Below are 11,558 nucleotides of genomic sequence, written 5' to 3'. Positions count from 1 at the left end.
ACAGCACTCGATCGAGGGAGTCCTCATGCGTTGGTCCCGTGGTTCCCGTGTCCTGACGGTGGTCGCGTTCGCGTCGGTGGCCGCGGGGATGGTGACTCCGTCGGCGTCGCCGGCGACGGTGATCGCGCCGCGCCCGGTGGCCAGCTCTCCCGCGGCCCCCCGCCCCGCGCCGCCGCCCGGCGCCCTCGTCACCGCATTCGTGGCCAACCAGTTCACGTACTGCTCGTTGATCTGCCCCCACATGCTCGACTTCGTCGTCCAGGTGCCGATCGCGCTCGTCCAATCGCCCGGCGTCTATGTGGCGGCCCGGACTCAAGGCCAATCACCGGACCGCGCAACGGGTATCGCCGCCCGCTCGGTGACGAAGCCGGCGAACTCGGCGATGACCGGAATCATCGGCAACGACGTGAACCTGGTGCTCCCCCGCGCCCAGAATGCCCTCGAGGTCGGGGTCGTCGGCCTGCTCGACGTCGCCGACACGGCTCGTGCGGGTCGTGGACCTGTGGCGGTCCAGCAGTCCTTCGACACCACCCGCGCCGACGTCCTCGACGCGCTGCACGCACCGATCGTGCCGAACCCCCCGGACATCGCGGTCCCCCGCACCCCCGCGCAAGCCGCCGCGCTCGACGTGATCGACCGCGGATCGGCCGTCTTGTTCCAGGCACCGGAGATGTTGATGGCGGGTGCGACCGAGTCGGCGGATGTGGCTGCGCAGAAGCTGGCGGCCACCGGCGACATGAACGCCGCGGGAGCCGCCGGTTTGGCCCGGTTTACCGGATTCCTCAATCAGGCGGGCCAAGTGGTCGAGCGGGCAAACTCGAGACACCATGTGCCGGTACCGCTCTCGCGCGGTTCGGCGGGCGCGACCGTCACCCGCTGACTTCCCGGAGGGCTGAGGCCCTCCGCGAATGCTCGCCAACCAAGCACTTGCTTTGCTAGCGTCCGAGTGGTGCCGTTCCTGAAACAGACCACCCCGACCGTCGACTTCGCGACCTGGAGCCAGGGCACCCGAGCCGAGAAGATCAAACCCATGGCCCGGCACTGGGCGGAAGTCGGCTTCGGCACGCCGGTCGCACTGCACCTGTTCTACGTGCTGAAGATCCTCGCGTACATCGTCGTGGGCTGGGCGATCGTCGTCTCCACGCCGGGCATCGACGGCTTCTTCGACGTCACCGCCTGGTACAACGAGCCGATCGTGTTCGAGAAGGTCGTGCTGTACACGATGCTGATCGAGGTGGTCGGCCTCGGGTGCGGGTTCGGTCCGCTGAACAATCGGTTCTATCCGCCGTTCGGGTCGATCCTGTACTGGCTGCGGCCCAACACGATTCGGCAGCCACCCTGGCCAGGCCGCGTCCCTCTCACCAAGGGCGACAACCGGACTCCCGTCGACGTGGTGTTGTACGCAGCGTTCCTGGTGATGATCCTCGTCGCGTTGTTCTCGCCGGGGACCGGTGCGATTCCGTCGCTGGACACCACCGTCGGCGCCAAGCTGATCTTCCTGTGCATCTGGTTGGGCGCCGCCACCTCGAAGCTGAACAAGCACTTCCCGTTCGTCATCGCGACGATGATGTCGAACAATCCGATCTTCCGGACCCCGGCCGTCAAGCGAAAGTTCTTCGAGGACTTTCCCGAAGACCTGCGTCCGGGGTGGCGGGCGCGATGGATCGCGCACTTCTCCACTGCCGTGGAGGGTTTGGTGCCGATCGTGCTGTTCTTCTCGCATGGTGGCTGGGTCACCGCGATCGCCGCGACGATCATGCTGATCTTCCACTTCGGCATCCTCTCGTCGATCCCGATGGGAGTTCCGTTGGAGTGGAACGTCTTCATGATGTTCGGTGTGCTGGCGATCTTCGTCGGGCATGCCCAGATCGGTCTCGGCGATCTCCAATCTCCCTGGCCGCTACTGCTGTTCGCCGCATCGGCGGCGACCGTCATCGTGGGAAACCTCAACCCGCGCAAGGTGTCGTTCTTGCCCGGCATGCGCTACTACGCCGGAAACTGGGATACGACACTGTGGTGTCTGAAGCCGTCGGCGTCGGCGAAGATCGAGCGCGACATCGTCGCGATCGCCGCCATGCCGGCCTCGCAGATCGAGCGGTACTACAGCTCACCCGAGGCGGCGCAGATCATGCTCTACATGGGATATGCGTTCCGCGCGTTCAACTCTCACGGACGGGCCTTGTTCACCCTCGTGCATCGGGCGCTGGCGGATGCCGATGAGTCTCAGTACATGCTGACCGACGGCGAACGCATCTGCTCCACCGCGATGGGCTGGAACTTCGGCGACGGGCATCTGTCCAACGAGCAACTGATCGCCGCATTGCAGAAGCGATGTCGGTTCGAGCCGGGCGAGGTGCGCGTCGTACTGCTCGACGGTCAGCCGATCCATCGGCAGACCCAGCAGTACCGGCTCGTCGACCCGGCGACCGGTGAGTTCGAGCGTGGGTTCGTGCGGGTGGCCGACCTGGTGACGCGGCAGCCGTGGGATGACCAGGTGCCGGTGACGGTGACGTGGCGGGCCACCCACGTGGCGAGCGAGCAGCGCGACACCGGGAGCGACCGGCCGTGAAGACCGACTTCAAGAAGACCCTCGACTCCTACCGGGCCAAGCACAACGAGTTCCGCATCGTCGACGTGCCGCCGCTGCAGTACCTGATGATCGACGGGCACGGTGATCCGAACACCTCCGCCGAGTACGCCGACGCGATCACCACGCTGTATCCCGTTGCGTACAAACTCAAGTTCGCCAGCAAACGCGATCTCGACCGGGACTACACCGTCATGCCGCTAGAGGCTCTGTGGTGGGCCGATGACATGTCCACGTTCACCACCAAACGGGACAAATCCCAGTGGGATTGGACCGCGATGATCATGACACCGGACTGGATCACCCCGGAGATGGTCGCCGCAGCGGTGACAGCAGTGGCCGCCAAGAACCGGCCCGCCGCCCTCGACAAGGTCCGACTGGCCACCCTCGCCGAAGGGCGCTGCGTCCAGACCCTGCACATCGGGTCCTACGATGACGAGACGCCGATCCTCGAACGGATGCACACCGAGTTCATCCCGCAGCAGGGACTCCGGATGACCGGCAAACATCACGAGATCTATCTGAGCGACGCACGGCGCGTCGAGCCGGCGAAGTTGAAGACGATACTGCGACAGCCTGTTTCGGGCATCTGACCGTTACGGCACCAACCCGGCCATCAAGTCGGTGACCTCGGCACCGGGCTCGACGCCGAGCTCCTCGGCCAGCAGGTCGCGGTAATGCTGATAGCGGCGGACCGCCTCGTAGCTGTTGCCCTCGTCCAGGTGCGCCCGGATGAGCGCGATGACCGCCGACTGCCGCAGCGGTTCGGCGCACACCGCCGCCAAACCGGCGCGCGTCGCGAGACCGTACTGGCGCAGGTGTGTCGCGGTCCGGCACGCTTGCTCGAGTCCCTGGATGCGCGCGAGATGGAAGGCGTCCTGTTCATCGGTCAGCCAGTCCTCGTACCACCCGGGCAGCAGGTCGCGGCTCAGGAGGTCGACCTGTCGGACGTCGAGTGGGGTACCGGACAGTGCGGTGTCGGCAATCTCCCGCGCTTCGGCAAGGTCGACAACGGCAGTCAGCCGGACCTCCCACGACGTCGAGAGGATCGAGTCGTTCGGGGTCTGCCAGATGGCTCGCCGCAGGTTGGCCCGGGCATGCGATTCGGTCATCGCCGGCCACAACTGCATCGACATCAGCGCCCGCTGCACCACCGGTCCGTGGACGCCGAGGTAGGCGAGCACCCGACGCGCTGCGGTACTCAGATGTGTTTCCGGCATAACCGACAATCGGCCGAGCACATTCACCCGGTGCTGGACGCACGACGACACCGTCATCGCGTCCCCCTTCGCCCCCCGATGGGCTGGCTTCGGTTCTCCACGTGGACGTAGTCGAGTATCCCGCAGCCGTGATCACGGAGCAATGAGATGGTCGGGCAAACGGCCGACCGACGACGGTGACGGCACGCGGACGCGACGCCAGACCGACGCTGCGCCGCACGCGCCGGCGACGACCCGCGACGCACCCCGGGCACCCAACCGCGACAGCGCGCGGTACGCGCGGGAGTCGGCTGCTGCGGAGAATCGTCGGTGGTGAGTTGTCCCGCACGAACGGAGAAGCGAGATGCCCGACGATCAGGCGTCGATCCTGTTGGCGCAGCCCGAGACCCCGTTCGCCGAACGGGAGCCCCTCACCGAGCAGGCCGGCCCGGCAATGGTCGGTCTGCTGCCCTGGACCGAGGGGCCGTCCCCTTTCTCCGACGGCGCATCCGTCGGCCTCGGCCGTGAGGACGAACTCACCGAACAGTTCCTCGAAACCTTCGACGAGCTGCGCGACGAGTCCTTCGACGAGGCGCTGGCCGAGCTGGTCGCCGAGACATCCGAGGCGTCATCGGTCGATCTGCGCGGTCCCCAGTCCGAGACGTTCGGCGATCAACGCGAACGGCTCGCCGAGGCACACCTCGGGCCGATCCAGGCCGAAGCCGAACGCTGTGTGGAGCGGTTCGCCGACCATCTGGCCGCCGTCGACCCCGCCACCGCGACCGAGGCCCAACTCGACGAGGCGTTGGCGAGCTTCGATCCGGGGCCCGCGTCGGTCTCCCCCGCGGGCGAGCAGTTCCTCGGTGGACTGATCAACAAGGTCAAGTCGGTCGCCAGGAGTGCGGCACGCGTGGCGAAGAACGTCATCGGCAAGATCCCGTTCCTCGGCGGGATCCTCAACAAACTCAAGGCGCTCATCAAGCCATTGCTCAAGCGCGTACTCGGCGCGGCGATCGGTCGGCTTCCCGCCGCGCTGCAGCAACCGGCGCGCGACCTCGCGAAGAAGATCGGGATCGGAGAGGCGGAGTCGGAATCGTTCGACGAACTCGAGGACGAGGCGGCCGAAGAGGCCCTGGCCGAGGATTTCGCATCATCACCGGTGCACGTGCTCGACCCCGAAAGCCTCGCCGAATCCTTCGACGCGGCCTTGGCCGAATCGATCCTGGTGCCCGAAACCCTGGAACAGAACGAGTCTTTCGGCACCGACGAGAGTCTCGACGAGCACGCCGACACCCAACTCGAACAACTCGCCACCGCCCGCGGTCAGTTCATCAACCGCATCCAATCCGCTCCCGACGGTGCCGATCTCGGCCCGGCCATGGAACAGTTCATCCCGGCGATCCTGCCCGCGCTGCGACTGGGACTGCGACTCGTCGGGCGGTCGAAGGTGGTCAACTTCCTTGCCGGGTTTCTCGCCAAGGCGATCGGGCAGTGGGTGGGTCCGTCGCTGTCCCAACCACTTTCCCGTGCGGTCGTCGACGTCGGCCTACGGATGATCGGCCTGGAGGGCGACGGCTCCGGTGAACTCGAAGCCGAGGCGGTGCCGGGCATTCTCGCGACGACCGTGGAGGACACCGTCCGCCGCCTCGCCGAGCAGCCCGACCACGTGCTGGAGGACAAGGCCCTCATGCAGGTTGCCGTGTCGGAGGCGTTCGAACAGGCTGTGGCAGCGAACTTCCCGGCGAGCCTGATCCGGCCCGATCTCCGGATGGCGCCGTCGATCGGCGGGACATTCGTCCTCCGGCACCCTCGTTCGCCACACGCCTACAAGAAGTTCTCGCGCACACCGGAAATCGACCTCAGCACAGCCCAGGCCGGCGAGATCCGGACCTTCGGCGGGACCACGCTCGACGCCGCGCTGCGGGCGCACGGGATCGCGCTGCCCGGACGGTTTCGGGTGGAGATCTTCGAGGCGTGCGCCGGCACCACCCTGCCGACGATGGCCCGCATGGAGCGTCTCCTCGGGCCGAGCGGAACGCATGGCGCGTCGAGCCGGCTGCATCCGCTCACCCGCGCGGCAGCCACGGCGCTGTTGCGTGAACCGCGACTCGGCGTCGACGTTCCGGCCCGATTCCTGCAGTCGCGGCATCGGATCGCGGTAGGACAACGGTTCTTCTGCCTGCGACCGCTCGGTCAGACCCCGACGACACCGCCGGTGCCGACCCGTGACAACCCGGCCTGCACATCGACGCATCCGAGTGACCGCCGCATGCGGATCGACCTGATCCGCGGGCAGGCACGCATCGCGCTGTACTTCTCCGAGCCGGACGCGCAGAAGGTGGCGGCGGCCCTGAGCGCCGACCCGGCCAGCCCCGCCCTGCTCAAGGCGTTGCTCGATGCCCTGCGCGCCTCGTCGCGGTCCGTCGGCCGCAGCGACGGAGCAGTGCAGATCCCCGCAGCACCTGCTCCTGGTCAGTCGTCCTCCGGCCCAGCACATTCCGAGGCGGAGTCGATGTGGGAGGACGAGAGGGGCCGTGGGCCACAGCCTCGTCGTCGGCATCATCGACATCACCACCGTCTGTCGCCGGCGCAACGCTCCCGACTGCGTCGTCGGATCCGGAGCGCCGTCGCCACCGCCTTGTCGGCGTGGACGAGGTCCAACGGCCACGAGTTCGTCCGGGCGGCCCAGGATGCGCGGTGCGGCGTCACCGTGCTGATCGGAGTGACCGGCCTGAACGCGCACGGGGGCGGCACCTCGGCGGCCATCCGTGTGGTACCGGGACGGAAACGACCGTGACCGGCGCCCTCGTCGACGACCTCGACCGCCAGCTCCAACATTGGCTGGGCGCGGCCCGCGGCTGCCTCGACGCGGAATCCTTTGCCACACGGCAGGCCTGGGAGTCGGTCGAACGAGCGGTGGGTGTGCCGGTGCGCACCGAGCTGGCGAAGACGGTCGCCGAGCTGATGCGTCTGGGCCGGTCGGCCGAAGGCGTCATCCGTTCTGCCCGAACACAACCCGATCAGACGGCGGCCGCGCAGGCTGCGGTGGACGGATTTCGGCGACGGTATCTTCAGGTCGAGACCACCCTGGACTTCTTCGGGCAGGCCATCAACTCGCGGACCAGTGCCAAACTCCGCAACACCATGGCCACCCTCGATCGGCTTGCGGAGCAGAGTATCGCGGCTGCGCTGGGCAGTCGTGGCATCGCCGTTCCGCCGGTCCTGACGTACATCGGTGAAGGGTTGGGAGCCAGCATCATCCGGGCCGGGATTCGTCTGTGGGATCCCGGCACGGTGAACCCGGTCGCAGCCATCAAGATAGTGCGGCACAACCTATTTCGTCCGACCTCACTGTTTCACGAGACGGGCCATCAGGTCGCGCATCTGACCGGGTGGAACGACTCACTGCGCGGCGCGCTGGGACACGAACTCGCCGACGACCCCGCGCTGCGCGCGATGTGGCAGCCGTGGAGCAGCGAGATCGCTGCCGACGTCTACGCATTCGTGCTCACCGGCTATGCGTCGGTGGCGGCCCTGCACGACGTCGTCGCCGATCCGCGCACCATCATGCGGTGGCCCCTCGGTGATCCGCATCCCGTCGGCTGGCTACGAGTACTGCTCGGTGTCGCACTGTGCCGCACCGTGTTCGGCGACGGCCCCTGGGACGGACTGGCATCGGCGCTGCTGTCGGCCAACCCGTCGAGTCGGGCCGACGAATCCACCGCGCCGCTGCTCCGGCGGTCCGCGGATCGGATGGCACGCATCGCCGCCACCTGCCTGAACAGCCCGGTACCCGGACTCGGCGGCCGACCGGTGACCACCACCATTGATCCACAACGTGTTTCACCGCATGCGCTCGGTGAACTCGAGCGGGCGGCCGGACCCGCGCTGTGGACGTCGCCGCATTGGCGGCAGACCGAGGGCATCCGGATCGTGGCGCTCGCCGGTCTCCGGGAAGCCGAGCAGCCCAGCCGCGGCGGCCATTGGGTCGACCGTGCCGAACGTTGGTTCAGTGATCTGCCGGCAGCGGCGTGAACCACCCGAGATCAGGAGGACATCCTCGTGAGCAATGAACGACCGACCGTGAGCAGTCTCGACGCGCGGATGAGCGGGGTCGAGGATCAGCTGACCACGCTGACCGAGGGTCTCACCGTCATCGAGCTTTCGCTGCAGGAACTCAACGCCGGGAGTCAGGCGCAGGCCGATCGTCTGTGGAGTGCGCTCGGCTCCCTCGGCGGACTGGACGGGGTGGCCACCGGGCTGGCGGAGGTCGCCGAGTATCTGGCGCCGATCCGCCAGTTCGCGCCGCCGACAACGGCGGTGGAGCTCGACGACGGTGTCGCCGAGGCGCTCGGGGTGATCCGAGACGCGCTCGGCGGCGACCGTCGCACACTCAACTTCAACAAGCTCGTCACCGACTGGGACGGGCCGGTCGGGTTCATCGGCGAAGTCCCGCCCCCCAGCCTGTACGAACAGGAGACCTCGCGATGATCCCTCAACTCGTACAACAGATCGCCACCTCGGTACCCGGCCAGACCCCGGCTACCGCCCAGGCCATGCTGTTGACCGCCGACCCGCTTGATCTGGTGTTGCGGATGGAGCAGGTCTGGAATCAGGCCAACGTGTGGTCTCAGCCGACACCGCCCGCCGGTCCGGCTCGTTCCGGTCTCATCTCGCTCGGCGCATTCAACGCGGTGCCGATGCCGTCTCAGCCGGCGTGGGATCACCTGATCTACGCGTATGCCATCGAGAACACCCGTGCGGCACAGATTCTGGCGCGTGTCGTCCGCGCATTCCGGACCGGGGAGGGGCTCGGAGTGCCGTCGGTGGCGACCCAGCGATGGCTCGACGTGACCGAAGCGCTGCTGTTCAGCGCGAGCAATCCGTTCCCGGCATGGCTGTCCACGAGTGCGCTGCGCCCCGACGCGGAAGCCGTGCGCCGCAACGCCTACTTCCGGATGTTCGGCATGGATCTCGCGCACGGCACCGACACGAATGCGCCGTACCCCTACGACAAGGCCGAGGCGTCGAACCGTGGGTTCGTGCAGCTCTTCGAGGAGCTGCTGTTCGAACTGTGGCGGGCCATCGAGAACATCCGGAACCTGGTCGCCGGTAACACCACCGACGACGATCGGATCTATCGGCTCGCCGAGGAGATCCGATTCATGTTGCGGTCCAGGAGGATCAACGCGGTGCTCGGTCGCGAGGAGTTGGCGGCGGTGACGGCCATGGGGTGGGCGGAGCTCACGGTGAGCTCGAACACCTCTGTGGTACAGGATCTTCGGGCCGAGGCGACGAGTTCGGCCGACCGGTTGAAGGTGATCGGTGAGCGGGTGCGGCTGGCACCGCATTCCCGCGCCGCGTCGTTCTTCTCTATGGCCGCCGAGTTGTCGCTGCTGTTGCGCGCGGTGGAGGCCGGCTGGGTGACCAGCAGCGGACAGGCGTGGCTGTTGTACCAGACGACCGCACCCGGCGGCACCCCACCGCTGCCACCCGGCCAGAGACCCCTGGGGTCGGAGGTGCGCCGCGTCATCACCGAGTGGGCGGCGGCGTCGGGGCATCAACTCAAGCAGCGCGCCACCCCGGTCACCGTGGTCCAGGCCGCGCCCGCCGTGGCCCGGCGATGACGGAGGTGTCTGATGTCGGAGGCAGATGGGTGGCGAGGTGCAACCGAGCAGGCGGCGTGGTCGGGTTCGCCATTCGCGCCGGGTGAGACAACCGTTGCCGGGGGCTTCGTCGCAGAGTCCCCGTTCGCCGAAACCGTCGTCGGCGACACGTTCTTACACACGGAGGCACAGCAATTCGACCCGTTCGCGGCGCCGATGGCCGAGAGCGAGACCGTATCCGGCTGTGGCGGACCGGTTTCCGGTAACCCGCCGCTGATCTTCCGCGGCACCGGCGTGGCGCAGTCACGCAACCCGTGGGTGGGTCGGGCCCAGACGCTGCTGAATGTCTTTCTGGCGCAACAGCGCAGCGGCACCGCCGACTGTACCGATCGCAGCGCGGGCACGAACCGCTTCATCACCACGATGCGGGCCCGCCTCGCGCAGCAGGGCCAGGATCCGTTGGTGGTCGACTGCAAGTTCGGCCCGGGCACCGAAACCGCGACGATGATGTTCCAGGCCTGCCGCGGATTGGTGCGCGACGGGAAGATCGGCGAGAAGACGTGGCCGCCACTGTCGGCGCTCGGCACCGCACCGAGCCCGTCACCGACACCCACGCCCACGCCTCCGACACCCACCCCGACACCGGGTGTGCGCGTGCGGGAGGATGTCTGGCGGCTGAGTAGCGTCACGACGTGGCATCCGACCCTGTTGTGGTACGCCCGTGCCGTCGGAGCCCTGAAGGCGCGTGACGTACCGCCGTTCGCGGAGCCACGATCGTGGCGACACCTCGCCGAAGCCCACGGCACGGACATCGCTTCGGCTGCGTGGCCCGCCGGCGCGCTCTGGGATCAGTGTGAGCATTTCACGTGGCATTTCCTTCCATGGCATCGGGCGTATCTGCACCATTTCGAGCGCCTCGTCCGCGACGAGATACGACGACTCGGTGGACCCGACGATTGGGCCCTTCCGTTCTGGAACTACAGCGACGACACGCGGCCCGAGGTGCGCTTCCTCCCACCGGCGTTCCGGGCGCAGCAATTGCCGGACGGCACGCCGAACCCGCTCTTCGACGCCCGTCGCGCACGTGGTGCCGGAGCCAGTGCGGGGAAGGATTTCAACTCGGGCACACTGGGATTGGAGGATCGCGACGTCGCAACCAAAGCGGTGTTCGATCAGACGAGCTTTCTGCCGCCCCCGGGTGTCACGACGTCGTTCGGTGGCGGTCGAGCGCCCGTCGGCTCGCACTTCGGCGCGGCGGGCGCGGAGTCCGGAGCGCTCGAGCGGGTGCCCCACGGGAACGTCCACACCGCAGTCGGGGGGCGAGGCCAGAACCCGGGCCTCATGTCGCGATTCCAGACCGCCGGCCAGGATGCGATCTTCTGGCTGCATCACGCCAACATCGACCGCGTGTGGGAGGCATGGTTGCGGAGCAGCGCGGGGAATGCGAACCCCGCCGACACGGCCTGGCTCGATGCCCGCTGGCGCTTCGGCGGCGGAGCCGCGGCGACCACCATCACCACCCGGCAGCTCCTCGACCCGCGCCAGGCCCCGCTGGGATATCGCTATTCCGACATGCCGGTGACCCCGACACCCGAGTTCACGCCCGAGCTGGAGCGGATCGCCGTTGCCGCCGACCGGATGCCACCACCGGCCGACCGACCTCCCGAACTTGTCGGGGCAAGCCAGGAGGCCGTCCCACTGACCGCGCAGCCGACCTCCACGCGGGTCGCGTTGGGCACCCCGGCCGGACCGTCGGCCGCCCTGCTCCGCGAGGGACCGGGCGTCCCCGATGGGGTGAAAGTCTATCTGCGACTGGAGAACATCACCGGGACCATGGTGCACGCGAGTGGTGTCGTCGTGTATGTCAACGTACCGGCCGGCGGCATCCCCTCGGACTACCCCGACCGAGAAGCCGGCGTCGTGTCGATGTTCGGCGTCGTCGAGACGTCGCGTCGCGACGATCGGCACAGCGGCAGCGGGCTTCAGGCCACATTCGACATCTCGCGGATCGCCCGATCCCTCGCCACCGCAGGGCAATGGGACCCCGCGAAGCTAGACGTGACATTCGTCCCGATCACCGACTCCGGCGGCGGTGTCGACCGGGGCGACGTCAAGGTCGGTCGGGTCAGTGTCTTCTATGCGTGAGGTCTTCTATGCGTGAGCGCG

Annotated in this window: 9 protein-coding genes; 8 read left to right on the top strand and 1 reads right to left on the bottom strand. The window is 67.8% G+C overall.

Going from position 1 to position 11,558, the window contains the following annotated elements; translation table 11 throughout:
• Positions 1-25 precede the first annotated feature (25 nt).
• From ACWDTI_RS04690 to ACWDTI_RS04680, 3 genes are all read left to right on the top strand, one after another.
• Positions 26-880: a hypothetical protein gene (locus ACWDTI_RS04690; protein WP_449736864.1), complete on the top strand. Its 855-nt coding sequence runs from the start codon at positions 26-28 to the stop codon at positions 878-880.
• A gap of 69 nt (positions 881-949) precedes the next feature.
• Entirely contained in the window at positions 950-2,569 is a 1,620-nt protein-coding gene (locus tag ACWDTI_RS04685) for a DUF3556 domain-containing protein (RefSeq protein ID WP_449736863.1), read from the top strand.
• Positions 2,566-3,180: a GyrI-like domain-containing protein gene (locus ACWDTI_RS04680; RefSeq protein WP_449736862.1), complete on the top strand. Its 615-nt coding sequence runs from the start codon at positions 2,566-2,568 to the stop codon at positions 3,178-3,180. Before ACWDTI_RS04685 ends, ACWDTI_RS04680 begins: the two co-directional genes overlap by 4 nt.
• A gap of 3 nt (positions 3,181-3,183) precedes the next feature.
• On the opposite strand, the gene ACWDTI_RS04675 is transcribed toward ACWDTI_RS04680, so the two are convergent.
• Positions 3,184-3,864 carry an AfsR/SARP family transcriptional regulator gene (locus ACWDTI_RS04675; protein WP_449736861.1) on the bottom strand — a complete coding sequence of 227 codons (681 nt, stop codon included), beginning with the start codon at positions 3,862-3,864 and terminating at the stop codon, positions 3,184-3,186.
• Positions 3,865-4,150: 286 nt separating this feature from the next.
• Between ACWDTI_RS04675 and ACWDTI_RS04670 the strand changes: the two genes are divergently transcribed.
• Genes ACWDTI_RS04670 through ACWDTI_RS04650 form a run of 5 tightly spaced genes read left to right on the top strand, consistent with a single transcriptional unit; the run spans position 4,151 to position 11,537 of the window.
• Positions 4,151-6,583, top strand: coding sequence for a hypothetical protein (locus ACWDTI_RS04670; protein WP_449736860.1), 2,433 nt, complete (start codon positions 4,151-4,153; stop codon positions 6,581-6,583).
• Entirely contained in the window at positions 6,580-7,821 is a 1,242-nt protein-coding gene (locus ACWDTI_RS04665) for a hypothetical protein (RefSeq protein ID WP_449736859.1), read from the top strand. The genes ACWDTI_RS04670 and ACWDTI_RS04665 overlap by 4 nt, the downstream gene beginning before the upstream one ends.
• Before the next feature lie 27 nt (positions 7,822-7,848).
• On the top strand, positions 7,849-8,277 hold the full coding sequence (locus ACWDTI_RS04660) for a hypothetical protein (RefSeq protein WP_449736858.1): 429 nt from the start codon (positions 7,849-7,851) through the stop codon (positions 8,275-8,277).
• Positions 8,274-9,413: a hypothetical protein gene (locus tag ACWDTI_RS04655; RefSeq protein WP_449736857.1), complete on the top strand. Its 1,140-nt coding sequence runs from the start codon at positions 8,274-8,276 to the stop codon at positions 9,411-9,413. The genes ACWDTI_RS04660 and ACWDTI_RS04655 overlap by 4 nt, the downstream gene beginning before the upstream one ends.
• 12 nt (positions 9,414-9,425) lie before the next feature.
• The gene (locus tag ACWDTI_RS04650) at positions 9,426-11,537 is read left to right on the top strand and encodes a DUF7868 domain-containing protein (RefSeq protein WP_449736856.1); all 2,112 of its coding nucleotides are present in this window, start codon (positions 9,426-9,428) and stop codon (positions 11,535-11,537) included.
• Positions 11,538-11,558 lie beyond the last annotated feature (21 nt).

Source organism: Gordonia sp. NPDC003424, from assembly GCF_053588655.1.
The sequence above is the reverse complement of the archived record's forward strand: the minus strand, read 5'-3'. Positions and strand labels throughout refer to the sequence as shown.

What these genes read in the sequence shown, in the direction of transcription:
- ACWDTI_RS04690 (WP_449736864.1), top strand. Translation starts at nt 26, where the DNA reads ATGCGTTGGTCCCGTGGTTCCCGTGTCCTGACGGTGGTCGCGTTCGCG.
- ACWDTI_RS04650 (WP_449736856.1), top strand. Translation starts at nt 9,426, where the DNA reads ATGTCGGAGGCAGATGGGTGGCGAGGTGCAACCGAGCAGGCGGCGTGG.
- ACWDTI_RS04675 (WP_449736861.1), bottom strand. Translation starts at nt 3,864, where the DNA reads ATGACGGTGTCGTCGTGCGTCCAGCACCGGGTGAATGTGCTCGGCCGA.
- ACWDTI_RS04655 (WP_449736857.1), top strand. Translation starts at nt 8,274, where the DNA reads ATGATCCCTCAACTCGTACAACAGATCGCCACCTCGGTACCCGGCCAG.
- ACWDTI_RS04670 (WP_449736860.1), top strand. Translation starts at nt 4,151, where the DNA reads ATGCCCGACGATCAGGCGTCGATCCTGTTGGCGCAGCCCGAGACCCCG.